This window comes from Streptomyces sp. CNT360, assembly GCF_000424785.1.
Genome location: NZ_AUKO01000003.1, coordinates 377,165 through 399,109, shown reverse-complemented (window position 1 = coordinate 399,109; position 21,945 = coordinate 377,165). Strand labels below are relative to the sequence as shown.

At 73.3% G+C, this 21,945-nt stretch carries 21 protein-coding genes; 15 read left to right on the top strand and 6 right to left on the bottom strand.

Annotated elements, in window-relative coordinates; translation table 11 throughout:
• Window positions 1–29: 29 nt before the first annotated feature.
• Window positions 30–758 (top strand): NAD(P)H-dependent oxidoreductase, encoded by a 729-nt coding sequence (locus H297_RS35450; RefSeq protein ID WP_051351680.1) that lies wholly within the window; start codon window positions 30–32, stop codon window positions 756–758.
• Here the strand turns inward: H297_RS35450 and H297_RS0109135 are convergent.
• Window positions 746–2,557: a long-chain fatty acid--CoA ligase gene (locus H297_RS0109135; RefSeq protein WP_027736786.1), complete on the bottom strand. Its 1,812-nt coding sequence runs from the start codon at window positions 2,555–2,557 to the stop codon at window positions 746–748. The genes H297_RS35450 and H297_RS0109135 overlap by 13 nt on opposite strands.
• A 375-nt stretch (window positions 2,558–2,932) precedes the next feature.
• Between H297_RS0109135 and H297_RS0109130 the strand changes: the two genes are divergently transcribed.
• The 6 genes from H297_RS0109130 (at window position 2,933) to H297_RS0109105 (ending at window position 8,373) form a co-directional block, all read left to right on the top strand.
• The gene (locus tag H297_RS0109130) at window positions 2,933–3,694 is read left to right on the top strand and encodes a metallophosphoesterase (RefSeq protein ID WP_027736785.1); all 762 of its coding nucleotides are present in this window, start codon (window positions 2,933–2,935) and stop codon (window positions 3,692–3,694) included.
• Window positions 3,695–3,838: 144 nt separating this feature from the next.
• Complete coding sequence (locus tag H297_RS0109125; protein WP_027736784.1) at window positions 3,839–4,354, top strand: SRPBCC family protein; 516 nt, start codon at window positions 3,839–3,841, stop codon at window positions 4,352–4,354.
• Window positions 4,355–4,377: 23 nt separating this feature from the next.
• Window positions 4,378–5,763 carry an ArsA-related P-loop ATPase gene (locus H297_RS35445; protein WP_051351716.1) on the top strand — a complete coding sequence of 462 codons (1,386 nt, stop codon included), beginning with the start codon at window positions 4,378–4,380 and terminating at the stop codon, window positions 5,761–5,763.
• 87 nt (window positions 5,764–5,850) lie between these two features.
• The gene (locus H297_RS0109115) at window positions 5,851–6,498 is read left to right on the top strand and encodes a DUF5304 domain-containing protein (RefSeq protein WP_027736783.1); all 648 of its coding nucleotides are present in this window, start codon (window positions 5,851–5,853) and stop codon (window positions 6,496–6,498) included.
• 90 nt (window positions 6,499–6,588) lie between these two features.
• The gene (locus H297_RS0109110; protein ID WP_027736782.1) at window positions 6,589–7,530 is read left to right on the top strand and encodes an ROK family glucokinase; all 942 of its coding nucleotides are present in this window, start codon (window positions 6,589–6,591) and stop codon (window positions 7,528–7,530) included.
• 15 nt (window positions 7,531–7,545) lie between these two features.
• On the top strand, window positions 7,546–8,373 hold the full coding sequence (locus H297_RS0109105) for an endonuclease/exonuclease/phosphatase family protein (RefSeq protein WP_051351679.1): 828 nt from the start codon (window positions 7,546–7,548) through the stop codon (window positions 8,371–8,373).
• 99 nt (window positions 8,374–8,472) lie between these two features.
• On the opposite strand, the gene H297_RS0109100 is transcribed toward H297_RS0109105, so the two are convergent.
• Both H297_RS0109100 and H297_RS35440 read right to left on the bottom strand, forming a co-directional pair.
• Window positions 8,473–9,060 (bottom strand): hypothetical protein, encoded by a 588-nt coding sequence (locus tag H297_RS0109100; protein WP_027736780.1) that lies wholly within the window; start codon window positions 9,058–9,060, stop codon window positions 8,473–8,475.
• Window positions 9,047–9,844, bottom strand: coding sequence for an alpha/beta fold hydrolase (locus tag H297_RS35440; RefSeq protein ID WP_037793394.1), 798 nt, complete (start codon window positions 9,842–9,844; stop codon window positions 9,047–9,049). The genes H297_RS0109100 and H297_RS35440 overlap by 14 nt, the downstream gene beginning before the upstream one ends.
• Window positions 9,845–10,035: 191 nt before the next feature.
• On the opposite strand from H297_RS35440, the gene H297_RS0109090 reads away from it, so the two are divergent.
• From H297_RS0109090 to H297_RS0109070, 5 genes are all read left to right on the top strand, one after another.
• Window positions 10,036–10,863 (top strand): lysophospholipid acyltransferase family protein, encoded by an 828-nt coding sequence (locus H297_RS0109090; protein ID WP_027736779.1) that lies wholly within the window; start codon window positions 10,036–10,038, stop codon window positions 10,861–10,863.
• Between the two features lie 54 nt (window positions 10,864–10,917).
• Window positions 10,918–12,540 (top strand): DUF5931 domain-containing protein, encoded by a 1,623-nt coding sequence (locus tag H297_RS44105; RefSeq protein WP_486589454.1) that lies wholly within the window; start codon window positions 10,918–10,920, stop codon window positions 12,538–12,540.
• Window positions 12,530–13,207 (top strand): response regulator transcription factor, encoded by a 678-nt coding sequence (locus H297_RS0109080; protein ID WP_027736778.1) that lies wholly within the window; start codon window positions 12,530–12,532, stop codon window positions 13,205–13,207. Before H297_RS44105 ends, H297_RS0109080 begins: the two co-directional genes overlap by 11 nt.
• 262 nt (window positions 13,208–13,469) lie before the next feature.
• On the top strand, window positions 13,470–14,498 hold the full coding sequence (locus tag H297_RS0109075; protein ID WP_027736777.1) for a 6-phosphofructokinase: 1,029 nt from the start codon (window positions 13,470–13,472) through the stop codon (window positions 14,496–14,498).
• 48 nt (window positions 14,499–14,546) lie between these two features.
• On the top strand, window positions 14,547–15,866 hold the full coding sequence (locus H297_RS0109070; protein ID WP_051351678.1) for an SLC13 family permease: 1,320 nt from the start codon (window positions 14,547–14,549) through the stop codon (window positions 15,864–15,866).
• 27 nt (window positions 15,867–15,893) lie between these two features.
• Here H297_RS0109070 and H297_RS35425 read toward each other — a convergent pair whose 3' ends face one another.
• The gene (locus tag H297_RS35425) at window positions 15,894–17,894 is read right to left on the bottom strand and encodes an anthranilate synthase family protein (RefSeq protein WP_051351677.1); all 2,001 of its coding nucleotides are present in this window, start codon (window positions 17,892–17,894) and stop codon (window positions 15,894–15,896) included.
• A gap of 291 nt (window positions 17,895–18,185) precedes the next feature.
• Between H297_RS35425 and H297_RS0109060 the strand changes: the two genes are divergently transcribed.
• Both H297_RS0109060 and H297_RS0109055 read left to right on the top strand, forming a co-directional pair.
• Entirely contained in the window at window positions 18,186–19,535 is a 1,350-nt protein-coding gene (locus H297_RS0109060; protein WP_027736775.1) for a class II 3-deoxy-7-phosphoheptulonate synthase, read from the top strand.
• A 132-nt stretch (window positions 19,536–19,667) separates the two neighbouring features.
• Window positions 19,668–20,003: a (2Fe-2S)-binding protein gene (locus tag H297_RS0109055; protein ID WP_027736774.1), complete on the top strand. Its 336-nt coding sequence runs from the start codon at window positions 19,668–19,670 to the stop codon at window positions 20,001–20,003.
• A gap of 55 nt (window positions 20,004–20,058) precedes the next feature.
• Here the strand turns inward: H297_RS0109055 and bfr are convergent, their stop codons facing one another.
• Window positions 20,059–20,547 (bottom strand): bacterioferritin, encoded by a 489-nt coding sequence (gene bfr, locus H297_RS0109050; RefSeq protein WP_027736773.1) that lies wholly within the window; start codon window positions 20,545–20,547, stop codon window positions 20,059–20,061.
• A gap of 222 nt (window positions 20,548–20,769) precedes the next feature.
• Here bfr and H297_RS0109045 point away from each other — a divergent pair, with 222 nt between their 5' ends.
• Window positions 20,770–21,393 carry a sulfite oxidase-like oxidoreductase gene (locus H297_RS0109045; protein WP_027736772.1) on the top strand — a complete coding sequence of 208 codons (624 nt, stop codon included), beginning with the start codon at window positions 20,770–20,772 and terminating at the stop codon, window positions 21,391–21,393.
• Between the two features lie 43 nt (window positions 21,394–21,436).
• Here the strand turns inward: H297_RS0109045 and H297_RS0109040 are convergent, their stop codons facing one another.
• A complete protein-coding gene (locus tag H297_RS0109040; protein ID WP_037793582.1) occupies window positions 21,437–21,898 on the bottom strand; it encodes a DUF4396 domain-containing protein in 462 nt (153 codons plus the stop codon).
• Between the last annotated feature and the right edge of the window lie 47 nt (window positions 21,899–21,945).

Sequence of the window (21,945 nt, the reverse complement as noted above, 5' to 3'; positions counted from 1 at the left end):
ACCGGAGAAGTGACAAGGAGAGACCAGCCATGACCGAGCCGGCAGCCTTCCCCACCCTGCTGCACGTGGACTCCAGCGTGAGTGCGGCCCGCGATTCCGTCACCCGGCAGCTCACCGGCCGGTTCGCCGCCGTGTGGCGCGAGCGGCTGGGGGAGCGCGGACACCGCCACCGCGATCTGGCGGCCGACCCGGTGCCGCAGGTGACGGCGGCCTACGCCCGGTTGGGGTACCGGGCCGAGCGGCACGGCACCGTTCCGCCGGCCCGGGTCGCCGCGCTGTGCGAGGACGCCGAGGAGGAGCGCGAGTGGGACCGTACCCGGCCGCTCGTGGAGGAGGTGCTGGCGGCCGGAGTGCTGCTGCTGGGCGTGCCCATGTACAACCTGACGGTGCCCGCGACGCTGAAGGCGTGGATCGACCGGATCAACTTCCCCGGCGCCCTCACCGACCCCGCGACCGGCGCCGCTGCGCTGCGGGAAAAGCAGGTCGTGCTCGTCACCGCGCACGGCGGCGGTTACGGTCCCGGATCGCCGAAGGAGGGTCTCGACTTCCTCACCCCGTACCTGCGCGGCTACCTCACCGACCGCGGCCTGCCCGAGGACCGGCTGCACGTGGTCACCGCCGAGCTGACGCGGGCCGGGGACCTCCCGCAGCCGGCCCCCCTGCGGCCGCTGTCCTCCGCTTCGGCGGCGCAGGCACGGGCGGCGGTCGGCGCACTGGCGGACCGGCTGACCGCCGGGGCGGCGCCCTACCCGGCGTAGATGGCCTCGATCTCGTCGGCGAAGTCCTTGGCCACCACGCCCCGCTTCAGCTTCAGGGACGGGGTGACGTGCCCCGACTCCTCGGTGAACTGCTCGCGCAGCACCCGGAACCTGCGGACCGACTCGGCCTTGGAGACGGCCTTGTTGCCCTCGTCCACGGCGGTCTGGAGCTCGGCCAGCAGCTCGGGGTCGGTGAGCAGCTCCTCGTGCCCGAGCTGCTGCTTGCCGTGCTCGGCGGCCCAGCGGGGCAGGAACTCCTCGTCCACGGTCAGCAGCGCGCCGACGAAGGGGCGTCCGTCACCGACGACCATGCACTCGGCGACGAGCGCGTGGCCGCGGATGCGGTCCTCGATGACGGCGGGGGCGACGTTCTTGCCGCCCGCGGTCACCAGGATCTCCTTCTTCCGCCCGGTGATGGACAGATAGCCGTCCACATCCAGGGTGCCCAGGTCGCCGGTGTGGAACCAGCCGTCGGTCAGAGCCTCCTTGCTGGCCTGCGCGTTGTTCCAGTAGCCGGTGAACAGGTGCTCGCCGTGCAGCAGCACCTCCCCGTCGTCGGCGATGCGGATGACGGAGCCGGGCAGCGGCTGACCCACGGTGCCGACCTTGGGGCGGTCGTAGGGGTTGAAGGCGGTGGCCGCGCAGGACTCGGTCAGCCCGTAGCCCTCCAGCACGGTGAAGCCGACACCGCGGAAGAAGTGGCCGAGCCGCTCGCCCAGCGGGGCGCCGCCGGAGATGGCGTGGGTGGCGCGGCCGCCGAGGACGGCACGCAGCCGGCTGTAGACCAGCTTGTCGAAGACCTTGCGCTGCAACCGGAGTGCGAGGGAGGGGCCGGCCGGGTCGTCGAGGGCACGGCTGTAGGCGCCGGCGACCTCGGCCGCCTTGTCGAAGATCTTTCCCTTGCCCCCGGCGACGGCCTGGGCCCGCGCGGAGTTGAAGACCTTCTCGAAGACGCGGGGCACGCCCAGCACCATCGTGGGGCGGAAGGCGCCGAGTTCGTCGGTGAGGGTCGTCAGGTCGGAGACGTGGCCGAGCTTGATCGGTGCCATCACCGCGGCGACCTGCACCAGTCGGCCGAAGACGTGCGCGACCGGCAGGAACAGCAGCACCGAGCCCTCGCCGGGCTGGAACATCGGGCGCAGCCGCTCGACGACGTTGCCGCACTCGGCGAAGAAACTGCGGTGGGTGAGCACGCAGCCCTTGGGGCGCCCGGTGGTGCCGGAGGTGTAGACGATGGTGGCCGGGGAGTCGGCGTCGGCGACGGAACCGCGCTCCTCCACCGTCTCGTCGGCGACCGAGGCGCCGAGCGCGGCCAGCCGGCCGACGGCGCCCTCCTCCTCGCCCGGCGCTGGCTCGATCTGCCACACCTCGCGCAGCGCGGGCAGCCGGTCGCGCACGGACTCGACGGCCGCCGTGTGGGCCTCGGTCTCCACCAGGCAGGCCACGGCCCCGGAGTCGCCGAGGATCCAGGAGATCTGCTCGGGGGAGCTGGTCTCGTAGACGGGAACGGTGACGCCGCCCGCGCTCCAGACGGCGAAGTCCAGCAGCGTCCACTCGTAGCGGGTGCGCGACATCAGGCCGACCCGGTCGCCGGGCTCCACGCCCGCGGCGATCAGCCCCTTGGCGGCCCGGTGCACCTCGGTCAGGAAGTCGGCGGCGGTCAGGTCCTCCCAGCGGCCGTCCCGCTTGCGCCCGATGACGGGCAGGTCGGGGTGGCGAGCCGCGTTCCGGCGGATGAGGTCCGTCAGGTTCCCCTCGGCGGGAACTTCGTAGAGGGCCGGAAGGCTGTACTCGCGCAAGACTGCTGCTCCTCGTCGGCGCGCCAACTCGCGAGGCCGCGGGCTCGGCCTCCATTGGCTCGGCTTCCGGTACCCCGGCGGTTGCGCCGCGTTCCCGGAAGAATGACGGCCCGGACGTTACCCATCGGTACGGGGGCAGGGGTAGAGGGTGACGCGGAGATGTCTTGTGCGTCACAGGTGAAGTTGGCCGGATTTACGGACATGCAGCCTAGTCGAGGCGTTCGGGGACAGGGAAGCCGCGAGGGCGGAGAAGGGGAGAGGGCCCCAAGAGCGGGCGTACGGCGCTTTTCGGCCACGAGGCGGTGCGGACGCCGGTGCGCCGGCGCCCAGGGCCGCACCCTCGCCGGGGGCGGGACCGCGACCTAGGGTGGCGGCATGCGAGTCCACGTAGTCAGCGACGTACACGGCAACAGCGAGGACCTCGCGAAGGCGGGCGAGGGCGCGGACGCGCTGGTCTGCCTGGGAGACCTGATCCTCTTCCTCGACTACGCCGACCACTCGCGCGGCATCTTCCCCGACCTGTTCGGCGTCGAGAACGCGGATCGCATCGTCGCCCTGCGCACCGAGCGACGCTTCGAGGAGGCCCGCGCCCTCTCCCGCGACCTGTGGCAGGGCCTGGACCGCGACGCCACCATGGAGGCGGCCGTCCGCAAGCAGTACGCCGAACTGTTCGCGGCCTTCCCCACCCCTACGTACGCCACTTACGGAAACGTCGACGTGCCGCCCTTGTGGCCGGAGTACGCGGGCGGGGGCGTCCACGTCCTCGACGGGGAGACGGCCCTCATCGGCGGGTGGCGCTTCGGCTTCGTCGGCGGCGGACTGCGCACCCCCATGGCCACCCCGTACGAGATCGACGACGAGACGTACGCGGCGAAGATCGCGGCGCTCGGCGAGGTCGACGTCCTGTGCACCCACATTCCGCCCGAGGTGCCCGACCTGTGCTACGACGTCGTCGCCCGCCGCTTCGAGCGCGGCAGCCCCCAGCTCCTGGAGGCCCTGCACACGCTGCGCCCCCGCTACCACCTCTTCGGCCACGTCCACCAGCCGCTGTCCTCGCGGATGCGCATCGGGGCGACCGAGTGCGTCAACGTCGGCCACTTCAACGCGACCGGCACCCCCTGGGTGCTCGACTGGTGAGGCGGAGCCGGAACAGGCGGCGGCCGGGCCCCCGGTGACCCGCGCGGCGCCGGGTCCCCGGGGCGCGCGGTAGCCTTCCACAGCAGACGCTCCCCGCGCCACGGCGCGGCAGGCGGGACACGGGTACTTCGGAGGGCCATGGCGATGGCGGAACACACCAGCTCGAGCATCACCGTTGACGCGGCCCCCGCGGCCGTGATGGATGTGATCTCCGACTTCCCCCGCTATCCGGAATGGACCGGCGAGGTGAAGGAGGCCGAGGTCCTCGGCCGGGACGGGCAGGGCCGCGCCGAGCAGGTGCGCCTGCTGCTGGACGCCGGAGCCATCAAGGACGAGCACACCCTCGCTTACGAGTGGATCGGTGCCGACGAGGTCCGCTGGTCCCTGGTCAGGTCCCAGATGCTCCGCTCGCTCGACGGCGTCTACCGCCTCGCACCGCTGGCCGGCGGCGCGCGCACCGAGGTCACCTACCAGCTCACCGTCGACGTCAAGATCCCCATGCTGGGCATGATCAAGCGGAAGGCCGAGAAGGTCATCATCGACCGCGCGCTGGCCGGGCTGAAGAAGCGGGTGGAGTCGGGCGGCGCCCAGGCCCCGTCCGAGGGGACCGACGACGGGTCCGGCAGCACCGGAGCCGGGGCGCCGAAGGACGGCAACTGACCGCCGACCGCCCGCAGACCGTCCTGGTCACCGGTGCGGGCGGCACGGGACGCACCACGGTCGCCGCCGCCACGGCCTGTGCCGCCGCAGCGCAAGGGCACCGCACCCTGCTGCTGAGCGCCGAGCCGGCGCGCCGCCTCGCCGCGCTGCTGGGCACCGGCACCGCGGACGGAGGCCCGGGAACCGGCGGGACCGGGACCACGGGCGGCACCGGAGGCACCGGCGAGGGGGCGGCGCCCGCACCCGACCCGGCAGCGCCCTTCGCCCCCGTGGCCGGGGCCCCCGGGCTGTGGCTGGGACACATCGACCCCGGCGCGGAGTTCCGCAGGCAGGCCGTCGCCCTGCAACAGCGCGGCAGCACCGTGCTGGACCTGCTCGGCGCGGTGCCGCTGGACGAGGACGAGCTGACCGAACTCCCCGGTGCGGGCACCTTCGCGCTGCTGCGCACCCTGCACACCGCGCACCGCACCGACACGCTGCCCGCCGGGGCCGAGGACGGCTGGGACATCGTCGTCGCCGACCTGCCGCCCACCCCCGAAGGGCTCAACCTGCTCGCGCTGCCCGAGCAGTTGCGCCGCTACCTGCGCCGACTGCTGCCCGCCGAACGGCAGACGGCCCGCGCGCTGCGGCCCGTGCTGGCCCAGCTCGCCGGCGCCCCCATGCCCGCGCAGTGGCTGTACGAGACCTCCCGGCGCTGGTCGGACGAGCTCGCCGCGGTCCAGGAGATCGTCGAATCCCCGGCCACGGTCGTCCGGCTGGTCACCGAGCCGGGGCCGCTGGCGGCCGAGTCGCTGCGCACCGCGGGGGCCGGACTGCGGTTGCACGGGCTCGTCCTGGAGTCCGTCGTCGCCAACCGGCTGCTGCCGACCGGCTCTTCGGACGCGTGGCTGGCCGGGCTGGCCGGTCGGCAGCAGATTGCGCTCAAGGCGCTGCGTGAGACGTGCGCCGCCGAGTCCGTGCCGCTGTGCGAACTGCCGCACCTGGGCCGGGACCCGTGCGGCCCCGAGGACCTGACGCAGCTTGCCGCCGCCGCGCGCACCGCCCACGCCGCCGGTCCGCCCGACGACGGCGCCCCGGGCGAGGGCCTGGAGCCGGCCGGGAGGGAGGAGGCCGGAGCGGACACCGCCGTCGCCTACGGCTGGATCGAGGACCGGACCGCCGCCGACGGCAGGCTCGTCTGGCACCTGCCGCTGCCCGGCGCCGCCCGCGACGAGCTCGAACTGGTACGCCGCGGCGACGAGCTGACCGTCGGCGTCGGCCCCTACCGACGTGTTCTCGCCCTCCCCTCGGCGCTGCGCCGCTGCCGGGTCACCGGCGCGGGCCTCACCGGCGGGGTGCTCGGCGTCCGCTTCACCCCCGACCCGGCGCTGTGGCCGCAGCAGGACCGCCCGTCGGGGCCTCCCGGCTGACCCGGCCAGGGCACCCCCGTTCGGGTACCGTCGAACGTGTAAAGGCCAGCGACACCTTCGCCCACCCTTCGCCCGTAGGAGCCCGCCATGAGCGATGACGCCGAGCGCCACGACGCCCCGGACCGCGACGCCTGGGCCGCCGCGTGCGAGGAGGACCTCAAGGCCGAGCAGGCCCGCCACCGTGCGCAGTACGGGCCGCCGCCCACCAGCGCGGCCGAGGAGCTGCGCAAGCTGGCCGACGCCGTCACCGAGAAGGTCGCCGAGATCGGCAAGCCCTTCGTGGGGGCCGCCGGGTCCGCGGCCGCCCAGGGAATGGCCCGGCAACTGTTCGCGCAGGCCAAGGCGACGCTGGAGCCCGTCGTCGAGCGCAACCCGAAGCTGTTCGACCACCTCGCCGCCGCGGGCGGTGAGCTGCTGGAGGCCTACCGCTCCGTCGTTGCGGAGTCCGAGCGCCGCTGGAGCGCCCCGCGGGACGCCAACGCCGCCGACCCGGCCGCCGGCGCGGAGCGGGTCGAGCGGATCGACGCCGAGGAGGCGGCCGACCTGTCCAGCGCGGCCGACCGGGACGGCCGGGTCGTCGACGAGCAGCGCATCGCCCTCGACAAGGACGAGACCACCCTCGACAAGGACGCCGCCTCCGGCACCGCGGGGACCCCCGACGACGAGCAGCCCGGAGCGCACCCCGGGGACGGCGCCGGGCCGGACGACGGCCAGGCACCGCACGGCGACCGCTGACCCCTCGACAGGCCGCACGGTGCCCTGCGCACAAGGGCCCTCCGGTACGGTTTACGGCGGCGGGGATCAGATCGGACGACCGAGGGACACATGGGACTCACAATCGGGGTCGACATCGGCGGTACCAAGATCGCGGCCGGCGTTGTCGACGAGGAAGGCACGATCCTTGAGACCAGCAAGGTGCCCACGCCCGACACCCCCGAAGCCGTGATCGACGCCATCGCGGACGCCGTACGGCAGGCCAGCGCGGAGTACCGGGTGGAGGCCGTCGGCATCGGCGCCCCCGGGTACGTGGACGACAAGCGCGCCACCGTGCTGTTCACCCCCAACCTGAGCTGGCGGCACGAGCCGCTCAAGGACAAGGTCGAACAGCGCATCGACCTGCCCGTGGTGATCGAGAACGACGCCAACGCCGCCGCCTGGGGCGAGTACAAGTTCGGCGTGGGCACCGGGCACGAGGACGTCGTCTGCATCACCATCGGCACCGGCCTGGGCGGCGGCACCATCATCGGCGGCAGGCTGCACCGCGGCCGGTACGGCGTGGCCTCGGAGTTCGGCCACATCCGGATGGTGCCCGACGGCCTGCTGTGCGGCTGCGGCAACCAGGGCTGCTGGGAGCAGTACGCCTCCGGGCGAGCCCTGCTCCGCTACGCCCAGCAGCGCGCCACCGCCACCCCCGACAACGCTGCCGTCCTGCTCGGCCTCGGCGACGGCACCACCGAGGGCATCCAGGGCCGGCACATCAGCGAGGCGGCCCGCCAGGGGGACCCGGTGGCCGTCGACTCCTTCCGGGAGCTCGCGCGCTGGGCCGGCGCGGGCCTCGCCGACCTCGCCTCCCTCTTCGACCCGGGCGCCTTCATCGTCGGCGGAGGTGTCTCCGACGAGGGCGAGCTGGTGCTCGACCCGATCCGCAAGTCCTACCGCCGCTGGCTGGTCGGCAGCCGCTGGCGGCCGCACGCCGAGGTGCTGGCCGCCCAACTCGGCAACAAGGCGGGCCTGGTGGGCGTCGCGGACCTCGCCCGCCAGGGCTGAGGAGACCGGCCGCAGATGGCGGAGGGAACGCGGAACCCGGCCGTGCCGCAGGCGTCGGCGGCCGGGTTGCCGTCCTCGCACACGGAGCCGGACGGCTCGGTGGTCGTCCGGCTGCTCAGCTACAACATCCGGTCGCTGCGGGACGACCGGGAGGCCCTCGTGCGGGTGGTGCGGGCCTGCGCCCCCGACATCGTCTGCGTCCAGGAGGCGCCGCGCTTCTTCCGGTGGCGCAAGTACGCGGCCTGGCTGGCGCACCGCACCGACCTCACCTATGTGACGGGCGGTGCGACCGCGGCGGGGCCGATGATCCTCGCCTCGCTGCGGGCCCACGTCGAACACACCGAGGACGTGCTGCTGCCCCGCACGCCGGGGCTGCACCAGCGTGGCCTGGCCATCGCACGGCTGCGCTTTCGGCCCGCCCCCGGCCACGCCCCGGAGGCGGCCCCCGTCCGGCTCGGCGTCGTCAGCTTCCATCTCGGCCTCCAGGCCGCCGAGCGCCGGGAGCAGGCCCGTACGCTGCGGGAGCGCGTTGCCGCGCTGGGCGAGGACACCTGCGGGGCGGTCGCCGCCGGTGACGTCAACGAGCGTGCGGGCGGCCGCACTTTCCACCTGCTCGGGCAGGGGCTGCGCGACGCGTGGGACGTGGCGCCGTGGGGCGGCGAGCACACCTCCACACCCCGCGACCCGGTCCAGCGCATCGACGCCGTGTTCGCGACCGAGGGCGTCGAGATCCTCGGCGCCGGCGTCCCCGCCGGGCTGCCCGGTGTGGCCGCCGGTGACCTGGTGGCCGCCACCGATCACCTGCCGGTGCTGGCAGCCCTGCGGATCCCGGCACGGGGCTGAGCCCGCCCGGCCGGGCGGGCCCTGACGGGCGTACCCGCGTACCCGCAGGCGTGCCTGTGCGGTGTGCGGGGGCACGCACCAGGGGCTTCTGCACCACGGCTACACCACGGCGCCGCGCCCCGGGTCGTCCCCGTCCTCGTCGTCACGGCCGTCGCGCAGCCGGGTCAGCAAGGTGGCGAAGCCGCCGAGGAAGCCGCCCACGCCCAGCGTCACGATCCACCACGTCAGGTCGATCTGGAGGAGGATGCTGCCGAGCAGCAGCAGCGGACCGCCCACCGCGGCCAGCCAGGCGAACTTGGTGGCCGTGTCCGTCTCGGGAAGCGGCGGCGGCTCGGGCGGCACGAAGTGGTCCTCGTCCTCGTCCTCGGCGGCCTCCCAGTCGCGTGGGCCCGTCCCCGCGGCGTAGACGGTGAAGCTGCGCGTTGGCGGCTCCGCGTCCGGCGCGGCGGGCCGGGGCCTGGTGAGGGTGTCGCTCTCGTCGGTGCCGGACTCGGGCGCCGGGGCCGGGCCCGCACCGTGCTCCGGTTCCCCCTCCGGCTCCGGGTCGGTGGGCTCGTCCCCGTACGCGGCGACGATCGCCGCCCAGGCGGCCTCTTCCTCGGGCGGGAGGGAGGAGCCGTCCTTGCGCGGCTCCTGGGGCTCCTGCGGCTCCTGGGGCTCGCCCTCCTCCGGCTCACGCCCCGGCACGGGCCCCCGCTCCCCGCTCCGCCGGGACGGACGCCGTGGGGGCGAGCCGGTCGATGAAGCCTCGCGTGTCGGCGAAGACGAACTCCGCGTCGTGGTCGAGCGTGGCGACGTGGAAGCTGTGCTCCAGCACGGCCTCGGTCACGTCGGTGGAGGAGACGCGGGCCAGGACCAGCGCCGAGTCGGAGGGCGGCACCACGTGGTCCGTGCGGCTGTGCAGGAGCAGCAGCGGCTGGGTGACCCGCGGCAGATCGTGCTGGACGACGCGGTGGAACGCGCGCAGGGAGTAGGCGGCGCGTGTCGGCACCCGGCGGTAGCCCAGTTCGTGCCGGCCCGGCTTGGCGATGTCGTCGGTGATGCCGGGCACCGACCGCAGCAGGAACCGGCCGGCCGGCACCGCGTACCCCTGCACCCGGGGGAAGGTCACCGACGGGTTGACGACGACGACTCCGCGCACCGCTTCCCCGTGCTCCGCGGCCAGCCGCAGGGCCAGGGCGCCGCCCATGGACAGCCCGCACACGAACACCGTCTCGCAGCGGTCGCGCAGCAGCCGCAGTTCGCGGTCCACCGTCGCGTACCAGTCCTCCCAGCCGGTCATCGCCAGGTCCTCCCAGCGGGTGCCGTGGCCGGGCAGCAGCGGCAGCGAGACGGTCAGACCGCTGTCCGCCAGGTCCTCGGCCCAGGGGCGCAAGGACTGCGGCGACCCGGTGAAGCCGTGACAGAGCAGCACGCCGGTCGAGGATCCGTCGCGACGGTACGGCTCGGCTCCGGGGAGGATGGGCGGCACGGTGGGGCCTCCAGAGGCTCAGCGGGACGCGGAGGGCGTGCTGCCACCCTAATTCGTCACCGGGGACGACGGCAGTGTCCGAAGCGGCCACGGACCCGCCGGGCCGGAGGCGCTCCGGGGCTGCCGCGCGGACGCACACGCCGCGACCGCGGCGGGATAGGGTCGGTGAGGTCCCACGAAGGAGGTCGAGGTTGTTCTACGGGGCGATGAAGCTGTCGGTGGGCAGCGCGCTGAAGCTCACCTTCCGGCCCTGGGTGGAGGGTCTGGAGAACGTGCCTGCCGAGGGTCCTGCGATCCTGGCGAGCAACCACCTCTCCTTCTCCGACTCCTTCTTCCTGCCGGCCGTCCTCGACCGCAAGGTCACCTTCATCGCGAAGGCCGAGTACTTCACCTCGCCCGGCCTCAAGGGGAAGCTGACCGCGGCCTTCTTCAAGGGCGTCGGCCAGCTTCCGGTGGACCGCTCCGGGGTGCGGGGCGCGGGAGAGGCCGCCATCCGCAGCGGGCTGGAAGTGCTGGAGCGCGGCGAGCTGTTCGGCATCTACCCGGAGGGCACCCGCTCGCCGGACGGCCGCCTCTACCGGGGCAAGCCCGGCGGTCTGGCCCGGGTCGCGCTGCGCTCGGGCGCGCCCGTGATCCCGGTCGCGATGATCGACACCGAGAAGATCCAGCCGCCCGGTCAGGCCGTGCCCAAGCTGATGCGCCCCGGCATCCGGATCGGCACCCCGCTCGACTTCAGCCGCTACCACGGCATGGACCAGGACCGGTTCATCCAACGTGCCGTCACCGACGAGGTCATGTACGCCATCCTGAAGCTGTCCGGACAGGAGTACGTGGACATCTACGCGACGGCCGCCAAACGCCGGATCGCCGAGGCCGCCAAGGCGGCGAAGGCCGCACGGGAGGCCGAGAAGGGCGCGCGGGACGGCGAGAAAGCCGCGGGAAAGCCGGACGGCGACGGCGGTACGGGGGACGACGGCGGCACGGGAAACGACGGCAGTACCGGTGACAGGGCCGCCTGACCCGCGGTGACCGGGCTCCGGGGGACCGCCCGGCAGGGCGGCGAGGGGGGGAACATGTCCGTGCAGACGATGTCCGTCGAACAGCCGCTGTGGCGGGCCCTGAGCGGCTACCGCATCCTGGGCGCCGTCTACGCCGTCGGCGTCTTCGCCTTCAGCTACCGCGAGTACAGCATCCCGGTGCCCGGTCTGCTCTACCTGCTGGCGCTCGTGTGCTGGACGTTCGCCACGCTCCGCAACGTCAGCGCGGCCCAGCGGTGCACGCTGCGCTTCCTCGTCACCGACCTCGCCCTCGGCCTCGCCGGCATCCTGCTGTCCCCGGTGGTGGACGGCCACGGCCAGGTGGGCCCGACCCTGCCGTCCATCTGGGTCGCCGGGCCGGTCCTCGCCTTCGCGCTCAAGGGCGGCTGGCGCTGGGCCGCGGTCGTCTCGGTGCTCGTGGGCGCGGCCAACATCGTCGAGCGCGGCATGATCACCCGTACCACCTTCCACAACGTGCTGCTCGTCTGCGTCGCGAGCGTGGCCATCGGCTACGTCGTCGAGGTGGCCCGGGCCAGCGAACGCACCCTGGCGCGGGCCCTCCAGATCGAGGCGGCGACCCGGGAGCGCGAGCGGCTGGCCCGGGACATCCACGACAGCGTGCTGCAGGTACTGGCCATGGTGCAGCGCCGCGGCACCGCGCTCGGCGGTGAGGCGGCCGAACTCGGCCGGATGGCAGGCGAACAGGAGGTCGCCCTGCGCGCCCTGGTCGCCAGCGGCGTGGTCCCCCGCACGCCCCCGGAACCGCCGGCGTCTGCGGACCCCTCGCCGACGGGCGGCCCGAGCCCGGACGCCGGGCAGGAGCCGGGCCAGGGCCCGGCTTTCCGCTCCGATCCGGACCTCAGCTCGCATCCGACGCCCGGCCGGTCACCGGACGCCGATCGGGGTGCACCGCCGGACGCGGAGCCGGCCCGACCCCCCCAGTCGTCCTCGGACTCGCCCTCTTCCACGGGGCCGTGGACGGACGGGACGGTCCCGGGGGGTGCGACCGCTGACGGGGCGACGGCGGCAGCCGTCGCCGCTCCGGAGGCCCGTGACCCGGCGCCCTCCGGCACACGGGAAGACCCTCCGCGGACCGGCGCCGCACCCGAGGAGGGCGGTTCCGCGACCGACGGGGCCGTCCCCGGCGGTGCTGTCGGGTCCTCCCGGCGGCGTGCCCGGCCCGGGGAGCGCCGGGGCGCCCGTGCCGCGGGGCGGCGGGGGGACCGCGCGCGGCCGTCCGCCGAGGAAGCCGCGCCCTGCGATGTGCGGGCGCTGCTCTCGGCGTACGCGACCTCGCACGTCTCGTTCGCCGAGCCGGGGGCGCCGGTGCTGTTGGAGGCGCGGGCGGCCACCGAGCTGACCGCCGCCGTCGGTGCGGCGTTGGACAATGTGCGCAGGCACGCGGGGGACGGGTCGGGCCGGCGCCCCCAGGCCTGGATCCTGTTGGAGGACGAGCCGGAGGCGGTGGTGGTGACCGTGCGGGACGACGGTCCCGGCATCCCGCCCGGGCGACTGGCGGCCGCGGAGGCCGAGGGCCGGATGGGGGTCTCGCTGTCCATCCGGGGCCGGCTGCGCGAACTGGGCGGCACGGCCGAGCTGGTGTCGGTGCCCGGACAGGGCACGGAAGTGGAGATGAGGGTGCCCAGGTATGACGACTGACGACGGGGCGGGGCCGGTGCGGGTGATGGTCGTCGACGACCACCCGATGTGGCGGGAGGCCGTGGCGCGGGATCTGGCGGAGGCCGGGTTCGAGGTCGTCGCCACGGCGGGCGATGCCGAGCAGGCGGTCCGGCGTGCGCGGGCCACCTCGCCCGACGTACTGGTGCTGGATCTGAACCTGCCGGACAAGCCGGGCGTCGAGGTCTGCCGCGAGCTGGTGGGCCCGGCCTCGAAGCTGCGGGTGCTGGTGCTCTCGGCGAGCGGGGAGCACGCGGACGTGCTGGAGGCCGTCAAGTCGGGGGCGACCGGCTATCTGGTCAAGTCGGCCGGTCCCGAGGAGCTGTTGGAGGCGGTGCGCCGCACGGCGCTGGGCGATCCGGTCTTCACGCCGGGGCTGGCCGGGCTGGTGCTGGGGGAGTACCGGCGGCTGGCGTCCGATCCGCAGCCGGCCGCCGCGGACGGTCCCGACGTGCCCAAGCTGACCGAGCGCGAGACGGAGGTGCTGCGGCTGGTCGCCAAGGGGCTCAGCTACAAGCAGATCGCCGAACGGCTCGTCATCTCGCACCGCACGGTGCAGAACCACGTCCAGAACACGCTCGGCAAGCTGCAACTGCACAACCGGGTCGAGCTGGTGCGGTACGCGATCGAGCGCGGCCTGGACGACTGACCGCCGGGCAGCTCCTGGTCCAGGCTCCGGCCAGGTCCCCCGGCGCGGCGCGACGGGCCGCACGCCTGTCCTTCGTACGGGTGACAGCCCGTCGGCCGCGAGCCCGCACGGCCCGCGCAATCCCGCGAAAACCCGCGAAAACCGCCGTTCGCCGCATCCCGTGTGACGTGGATCACCGCTAGCGTGACGGGTGTTGCACGTTGCGCACAGCCGTGTGCGCAGCGCAGCCCCAGGCGGGGTCCATGCGGAGAAGGGAGATCCCATGCGGGTCGGAGTGCTCACCGGTGGCGGCGACTGCCCCGGTCTCAACGCGGTCATGCGTGCCGTCGTCCGTAAGGGAGTCCAGCGATACGGCTACGACTTCACCGGCTTCCGCGACGGCTGGCGCGGCCCCCTCGAAGGGGAGACGGTGCGGCTCGACATCCCCGCGGTGCGCGGCATGCTGCCCCGCGGCGGCACCATCCTCGGCTCCTCGCGCACCAACCCCCTCAAGGAGGCGGACGGAGTCCGCCGCATCAAGGAGAACCTCGCCAAGTACGAGGTCGACGCCCTCGTCGCGATCGGCGGCGAGGACACGCTCGGTGTCGCGGCCCGGCTCACCGACGAGTACGGCATCCGCTGCGTCGGGGTCCCCAAGACGATCGACAACGATCTGTCGGCCACGGACTACACGTTCGGCTTCAACACGGCCGTCACCGTCGCCACCGAGGCCATCGACCGGCTGCACACCACCGCCGAGTCCCACATGCGGGTGCTGGTCGTGGAGGTGATGGGCCGGCACGCCGGCTGGATCGCCCTGCACTCGGGTCTCGCGGGCGGCGCCAACTGCATCCTCATTCCCGAGCAGCGGTTCGACGTCGAGGAGGTCTGCGGTTGGGTGACCTCCCGCTTCCAGGCCAGCTACGCGCCGATCGTCGTCGTCGCCGAGGGAGCGATGCCCAAGGACGGCCAGATGGTGCTCAAGGACGACACCACCGACTCCTTCGGGCACGTACGGCTCTCCGGCGTCGGCGAGTGGCTGGCCAAGGAGATCGAGTCCCGCACGGGGAAGGAGGCCCGCACCACGGTCCTCGGCCACGTCCAGCGCGGCGGCACCCCCACCGCCTACGACCGCTGGCTGGCCACCCGCTTCGGGCTGCACGCCATCGACGCCGTACGGCACGAGGCGTGGGGCAGCATGGTCGCCCTGCGCGGCACGGACATCGTCCGGGTGCCGCTGACGAAGGCCACGGAGAAGCTGAAGACGGTCGACCCGGCGCTCTACGAGGAGGCGGGGGTCTTCTTCGGCTGAGGTCACGCCGCTGAGGAGAGGCCCGCTGATGAGAAGCTGAGGGCTGCCATGAACGCACCTTCGGCCGAAGCCCTCTCCGCGCTGCTCCTCGCCGCCACCCTCGTCTGGGCGGTGGTCCGCCCACCCCGCTGGCCGGAGGCCGTCGTCGCGGTCCCGGCGGCGGTGGTGGTGACCGCGACAGGTGCGGTCGGCCTCGACCACGTCAGGGACGAGGCCGCCCGGCTGGGGCCCGTCATCGCCTTCCTGGCGGCGGTCCTGGTGCTGTCCGAACTCTGCGCGGACGAGGGACTCTTCCACGCCTGCGGGACGTGGATGGCCCGCATGGCGGCCCGTGCGGACCCCCGCGACCGTCCGCGGCGCCTGCTGCTGGCGGTCTTCGTGACCGCCTCCCTCACCACGGCGGTGCTGAGCCTCGACACCACGGTGGTTCTGCTCACTCCGGTCGTCTTCGCGACGGCGGCCCGCCTCGGCGTCCGCGCGAGACCGCACGTCTACGCCTGCACCCATCTGTCGAACAGCGCCTCCCTGCTGCTGCCCGTCTCGAACCTGACGAACCTGCTCGCACTCGCCGCCACGGGGCTGACCTTCGCCCGGTTCGCGGGGCTGATGGTGCTGCCGTGGCTGGTGGCGATCGCGGTCGAGTACGCCGTCTTCCGCCGGTTCTTCGCGGCCGACCTGGTGAGCCGGGACGGCGACGGGGGACGTGGTCCGGATGAGGAGAACGGTGCCTCCGGTGCCTCCGGTGCCTCCGGCGGGCCCGAGCGGCCCGAGGTCCCGCTCTTCCCGCTCGTCACCGTGGCATGCACCCTCGCGGGCTTCCTCCTCACCTCCGCCTTCGGGGTCGAACCCGCCTGGGCCGCGGCGGCGGGAGCGCTCGTCCTCGGCGTCCGGGCGCTGCGCCGGGGGCACGCCACGCCGCGCCGCCTCGTCAGGGCCGCCGGGGTGCCGTTCCTGGCGTTCGTGCTGGCGCTGGCCGTCGTCGTCCGCGCGGTGGTCGACAACGGGCTCGCAGACTGGCTGGGCCACCTGGTGCCGGACGGTGCCGGGCTGCCCCAACTGCTGGCCGTCGCCGGGCTGGCGGCCCTGCTCGCGAACGTCATCAACAACCTGCCGGCCGTGCTGGTGCTGCTGCCGTTGACCGCGCCCGGCGGCGCCGGACCGGTGCTGGCCGTGCTGCTCGGCGTCAACATCGGCCCCAACCTGAGCTACGCCGGTTCGCTGGCCACTCTGCTGTGGCGGCAGACCCTGCACCAGCACGCGCACCCGGTGAGGCTGCGCGAGTTCACCCGCCTCGGCGCCCTCACGGTGGTGCCCGCCCTGGCGCTGTCGGTGCTCGCCCTGTGGGGCTCCCTCCGGGTACTGGGCTGACCCCCGCCCCTGTCCCGACCCCCGCCCTCACTCGTGGAGCCGGGCAGCCGCTCCCGTGTCCGTCGGCTGGTGGAGGAGGGCCGTGAGCAGCCGGGCGACCACGCCGGGCCCGTCCAGCGTCAGCACCGACTCGGGGTGGAACTGCACCCCCGCGAAGCCGGGCCCGCGCAGGGCGTGGACCTCGCCGCTCGCGCTGTCGCGGCTCACCTCGATGCCGTGCAGGGCGAGTTCGGCGGCGGCCTCCTCGTCGCAGCGGGCGGTGTAGGAGTTGTAGAAGCCGACCGTCTCGTCCCGCCCGAACAGGTCGACCGTCTCCTGGGCGCCCTGGTGGGGTCGCTCCTTGCGGACGAGGTCCAGGCCGAGTGCGGCGGCGAGCAGCTCGTGCCCGAGGCAGACGCCGAACAGCGGTTGCCGCCGGGCGCGCACCAGATCGGTGACCAGGCCGCGCAGCAGCGCCATCTTCGGGTCGGCTCTCCCGCGCGGGTCGCCCGGCCCGGGGCCCAGCACCACGGGGCCCGCGTGGCCGAGCGCGGCCGCGTGCAGCCCTGGCTCGTCGAAGTGCCGCACCCGCACGCCGTACCCCGTCGCGCGCAGCAGATGGGCCAGCATCGAGGTGAAGGTGTCCTCACCGTCCACGACCAGCACCTCGGCCGCGTTCCCTGACACCGGCGGGGCGACCCGCATCCGCAGCCAGAACGGGGCGAGACCGGCGCGGCGTTCCTCCAGGGCGGCCTGGACGCGGGGGTCGTCGGCCAGCTTGGGGAGCGGTCCGCGGGCGGCGCGGGCGGAGGCCTCCACCGCACCCAGCGCCGTCAGCACGCCGGCCGCCTTGGCATGGGTCTCGGCGACCTCGCTCGCCGGGTCCGAGGCGCGCACCAGGGTCGCCCCCACCGAGACGCGCAACCGCCCGGTGCGCGCGTCGATGTCGGCGGTACGGATGAGAATGGGGGAGTCCAGGGTGGGGGCGCCGCCGCCGTCGCGCCCGATCAGCGCCAGGGCCCCCGCGTAGTAGCCCCGCCCGGTCGGCTCGTACCGCTCGATGACGCGGCAGGCGTTCTGCACGGGGGAGCCGGTGACCGTCGCCGCGAACATCGTCTCGCGCAGCACCTCGCGGACATCCAGGGTGCTGCGGCCGCGCAGTTCGTACTCGGTGTGTGCCAGGTGCGCCATCTCCTTCAGCCGCGGGCCGACGACGACCCCTCCCTCGTCGCCGACGGTGCACATCATCTTCAGCTCCTCGTCGACCACCATGGACAGCTCCTCGCTCTCCTTGCGGTCGGCCAGGAACTCCAGCAGCCCCGCGGCGTCCGGGCCCTGTGTGGGGTAGCGGTAGGTGCCGCTGATGGGGTTCATCACGACCGTCCCGCCGCGCATCCGTACGTGTACCTCGGGGCTGGCGCCGACCAGGACCCTTCCCCGCCCGCGGACTCCGCCGCGCTCCGCTCCGGTGGGAGGTGCCCCCGCCCGGGTGTGCACGACGTATGTCCAGTAGGCGCCCTGCTCACCGCGGAGCAGTTGTGCGAAGAGGGCCAGCGCGTCGGCGCGTGAGAAGCCGGGCAGGGTGGCCTCGTAGTCGCGGCGGACGACGAAGTTGGCGCCCTCGCCGGTGGCGATCTCGTCGGTGACGATCCGGCGGACGATCTGCTCGTACGCGGCGTCCCCCACGTCGAATGCGCCCCCCTCGACCCGCACCCGGTGTCCCGGCAGCGCGGCGAGGATGTCGGCCAGCGGCAGCGTGTGCTGCTCGTCGGGCAGCAGGACCGACAGCGGTGTGCCGTCGTCCCGTACGTCGAAGCCGCGCTCCCTGATCTGCCGGAACGGTACGAGCGCCAGCGCACCGGCCTCGCCCTGTCCGGTGACGGGGATGTCGGCGAGCCGCTCCACCTCCCGCACGGGGCCGGTCAGTACCTCGACGACGTCGCCGTCCCGTCCTGGCGTGCGGCGCCGCAACAGGGCGAAGGGCGGGGCGTCGTCACTGGTCAGACGGGCGATGAGGGCGGTGGGCGAGGGGCTGGTGACGGAGTGCATGCGGGTCCCTTCTCCATGGACGGGGACGGCCGCTGACACAACAAAGGCCGCCCCTGGGGCGGCCTGTCGCGGTGTCGGGTGCGCTGAGTGTGCTCAGTGCGTACGCGCGTCGTGGCGGGCCGCCGTGCGGGCGGGCCACCACCAGTTCATGGTCGAGTGCGCGTGCATGAGGGACACCCTAGCCCACGCCTCGCCTTCGTCCGGGTGCCGCCGCCACCGAGGAGCGAGATCGCGGTCTCGTATGCCGGGCAGCGGGACGGGTACCGCGCGGGACCCCGTAATCTTGGCTGCGTGACTGTGAACGCCAACCCCGACGCCGGTGCCCGCACCTGGCGAGACCTGCCCGCAGCACAGCAGCCCGACTGGCCGGACCACCAGGCTCTGCGCGACGCCCTCGCCGAGCTCGAGTCCTATCCGCCGCTCGTCTTCGCCGGCGAGTGCGACCAGTTGCGGGAGCGGCTGGGGGCGGTCGCGCGCGGCGAGGCGTTCCTGCTTCAGGGCGGCGACTGCGCGGAGGCGTTCGACCAGGTCAGCGCGGAGCACATCCGCAACAAGCTCAAGACGCTCCTGCAGATGGGAGCCGTCCTCACCTACGCGGGTGCCGTTCCCGTGGTGAAGGTCGGGCGGATCGCGGGCCAGTACAGCAAGCCCCGCTCCAAGCCGACCGAGACCCGCGACGGGGTCACCCTGCCCACCTACCGCGGCGACTCGGTCAACGGCTTCGAGTTCACCGAGGAGGCCCGCAGGCCCGACCCGGAGCGGCTCAAGCGGATGTACCACGCCTCCTCGGCGACGCTGAACCTGGTACGGGCCTTCACCACCGGCGGCTACGCCGACCTGCGCCAGGTGCACGCCTGGAACCAGGACTTCGTCAAGACCTCGCCCTCCGGGCAGCGCTACGAGGCGCTGGCACGGGAGATCGACCAGGCGCTGAAGTTCATGCGGGCCTGCGGCACCGACCCGGAGGAGCTGCGCACCGTCGAGTTCTTCTCCTCGCACGAGGCACTGCTGCTCGACTACGAGTCGGCGCTCACCCGCGTCGACTCGCGCAGCGGCAACCTTTACGACACCTCCGGCCACATGGTCTGGATCGGTGAGCGCACCCGCCAGTTGGACGGCGCGCACGTCGAGTTCGCCTCCCGGGTGCGCAACCCGCTCGGGGTGAAGCTCGGTCCGACGACCACCTCCGAGGAGGCGCTCGCCCTGATCGAGCGGCTCGACCCGGACCGCGAGCCGGGACGGCTGACCTTCATCACGCGGATGGGGGCCGACAAGATCCGCGACCGGCTGCCGGAACTGGTGGAGAAGGTCACGGCCTCCGGAGCACCGGTCGCCTGGGTGTGCGACCCGATGCACGGCAACACCTTCGAGGCGGCCAGCGGTCACAAGACCCGCCGCTTCGACGACGTGCTGGACGAGGTCAAGGGCTTCTTCGAGGTCCACAAGGGCCTGGGCACCCACCCCGGCGGCATCCACATGGAGCTGACCGGCGACGACGTCACCGAGTGCGTGGGCGGCGGCGACGAGATCTTCGTCGACGACCTCCACCAGCGCTACGAGACGGCCTGCGACCCGCGGCTGAACCGCAGCCAGTCCCTCGACCTGGCGTTTCTGGTGGCGGAGATGTACCGCGACCAGTGAGCCCGGTGTGTGCTCGGGGCCTGCGTCACGGAGTGTGACGCGGGCCCCGAGCGCGTATGTGGACACCTTCAGGCGGGTAAGGTTAGGTTAACCTCAGAAAGGCTGACCGGACCGGCGTTGGAGGTGACCCGCGTGTACGTCTGCTCGTGCTTCGGCATCACCGAGGAGCAGGTGCGTGAGCACGCGTCGGCCGGGGCGTGCACCCCGCGCCAGATCGCCTCCGCGAGCAAGGCGGGCACGGACTGCGGGTCCTGCGTTCGCCGGATCCAGGGCATCCTCGGCCGCGGAGCCTGCCCCCGCAGGAGCGCGCTGGAGCGCGGCGAGCCGGCGCTGGTGCCCGAGGCCCCGTCGGTGCCGGCCGGTGCCGGCGCCGCGGCCGAGCCGGTGCAGCCACCCGCCCCGGCGGCCCTGCCGAGTGCCGTGCCCGTGCCGGAGCCGGTGCCCGCCGTCGCCCAGGCGGCCGCCTGACCGCTGCCGGCCCGCGCGCGACGAACCGGCCGCTACGCAGGGATCACCTGCGGTCTCAGGTCTCGTCCGGGGACTTCTGCTCGATCTGCTGCGCGATGTAGAGCGGTTCGCCGAGCTTCTCGACCAGCTCCAGCTGGGTGTCGAGGTAGTCGATGTGGTGCTCCTCGTCGGCGAGGATGTCCTCGAAGATGTTGGCCGAGGTGACGTCTCCCTTGGACCGCATCACATCGATGCCGCGGCGCAGCCGGTCGATCGCCTCCACCTCGACCTGCCGGTCGGCCCTGAACATCTCGGTGACCGTCTGCCCGACCCGCACATGGAAGAGCCGCTGGTAGTTCGGCAGACCTTCGAGGAAGAGGATGCGGTCGGTGAGCCGTTCCGCGTGCCGCATCTCGTCGAACGACTCGGAGCGGGTGTACTCGGCGAGCTTCGTCCAGCCGTTGTGGTCCTGCATCTTGGCGTGCAGGAAGTACTGGTTGATCGCCGTCAGCTCGGCGGTCAGCTGCTCGTTCAGGAACTCGATGACCTCGGGGTCGCCCTGCATGGTGGCGGGCTCCTTCCAGGGTGGACGCGTGAGCGGGTCGATCGCGCGCGCAACGGCGGCGCGCAATCGCGCATCCTGTCACCACCCACCGGATCGGTCCAGTAAGTGCAGGCTTACCGAATTTGCCCCGGTTTGCGAGTGGAAGGGGGTGTCCAGGTGATCCTCGCGCACCGCCTCGGGGGGTGGTCAAGACCACGACCCGAGGTCTGTCACCATGGAGGCATGGGTGAGCCGCCGAGCCATGAGGGGGAGCAGCAGGGGCTTCCGCCCGGTCAGCGGCTCCAGCGCGGATGGCCGGTCACCCACTACGGACCCGTCCCCAAGTTCAAGCCCGAACGCTGGGAGTTCCGGGTCTTCGGGGCCACCGCGGACGGCGACAAGCACTGCTGGGGCCACGAGCAGTTCACCGCACTGCCCTACGAGACCGTCGTCGCCGACCTGCACTGCGTCGCGAAATTCAGCATGCTGGGCGCCGAGTGGGGCGGCATCCGCGCCCGTACGGTACTCGATCTCGCGCCGCCCGCGCCCGGCGTCACCCATGTGATGGTCTGGGCCGAGTACGGGTTCAGCTCGAATCTTCGGCTCGCGGACTTCGCATCCGAGAACGCCGTCTTCGCCACTCATCGGGCGGGCGAGCTGCTGACCGCCGAGCACGGTTTCCCCGTCCGGCTGGTCATTCCGCACCTGTACGCGTGGAAAGGCCCCAAGTGGGTGCGCGGCATCGAGTACATGACGGCGGACCGGCGCGGTTTCTGGGAAGAGCGCGGCTACCACAACATCGGTGACCCCTGGCGGGAGCAGCGCTACTCCTACCAGGAGGAGCCGGGGGACGGGCCGGAGCTGTAGGCCCGCGGGGCGGGCAGCCCGCCCGTCGGCGCCCCGCAGCCGGTCAGTGGTACCGGTGGGCCACCGCGTGGCCCTTGCCCCTGCCGATCAGCCAGTGGTTGACCGGGGTGGTGATCAGGAAAGCGATCACGAAGGACAGCGCGAGGGAGCCCCAGAACAGCCACTGCGAGAGCGTGGCGTCCAGGGCGCCCGGCACCAGCAGCACCACGCCGTTGTCGACCAGCTCCATCACCAGGATCGAGACGGTGTCCGCGGCCAGCGCGACCTTGAAGGCCGACCGGAGGTCCAGGCCGGCCCGCACCACCGCGGACATCGTCAGGCTGTAACCGAAGACGAACGCCAGCGCGATCGCCAGCGCCATGGTGGGGGCGTTGTGCCAGGCCAGGGCGGTGCCGACGGCCATGCCGACGATCTCACCGAGTGCGCACCCCGTCAGGCAGTGCAGAGTGGCCCGTGCGGCGGTGGTCCAGCGGCCCGGGGAGTGCGCGGGGTCGTGTCCTGACATGGTCGCCACCTCGCCGTCGGCCGGGCGGTACGTCTCGTGCATACAGC

Coding starts and splice junctions, on each gene's coding strand:
- H297_RS35450 (WP_051351680.1), top strand. CDS start 30: ATGACCGAGCCGGCAGCCTTCCCCACCCTGCTGCACGTGGACTCCAGC.
- H297_RS0109130 (WP_027736785.1), top strand. CDS start 2,933: ATGCGAGTCCACGTAGTCAGCGACGTACACGGCAACAGCGAGGACCTC.
- H297_RS0109125 (WP_027736784.1), top strand. CDS start 3,839: ATGGCGGAACACACCAGCTCGAGCATCACCGTTGACGCGGCCCCCGCG.
- H297_RS0109115 (WP_027736783.1), top strand. CDS start 5,851: ATGAGCGATGACGCCGAGCGCCACGACGCCCCGGACCGCGACGCCTGG.
- H297_RS0109110 (WP_027736782.1), top strand. CDS start 6,589: ATGGGACTCACAATCGGGGTCGACATCGGCGGTACCAAGATCGCGGCC.
- H297_RS0109105 (WP_051351679.1), top strand. CDS start 7,546: ATGGCGGAGGGAACGCGGAACCCGGCCGTGCCGCAGGCGTCGGCGGCC.
- H297_RS44105 (WP_486589454.1), top strand. CDS start 10,918: ATGTCCGTGCAGACGATGTCCGTCGAACAGCCGCTGTGGCGGGCCCTG.
- H297_RS0109080 (WP_027736778.1), top strand. CDS start 12,530: ATGACGACTGACGACGGGGCGGGGCCGGTGCGGGTGATGGTCGTCGAC.
- H297_RS0109075 (WP_027736777.1), top strand. CDS start 13,470: ATGCGGGTCGGAGTGCTCACCGGTGGCGGCGACTGCCCCGGTCTCAAC.
- H297_RS0109070 (WP_051351678.1), top strand. CDS start 14,547: ATGAACGCACCTTCGGCCGAAGCCCTCTCCGCGCTGCTCCTCGCCGCC.
- H297_RS35425 (WP_051351677.1), bottom strand. CDS start 17,894: ATGCACTCCGTCACCAGCCCCTCGCCCACCGCCCTCATCGCCCGTCTG.
- bfr (WP_027736773.1), bottom strand. CDS start 20,547: ATGCAGGGCGACCCCGAGGTCATCGAGTTCCTGAACGAGCAGCTGACC.
- H297_RS0109045 (WP_027736772.1), top strand. CDS start 20,770: ATGGGTGAGCCGCCGAGCCATGAGGGGGAGCAGCAGGGGCTTCCGCCC.
- H297_RS0109040 (WP_037793582.1), bottom strand. CDS start 21,898: ATGTCAGGACACGACCCCGCGCACTCCCCGGGCCGCTGGACCACCGCC.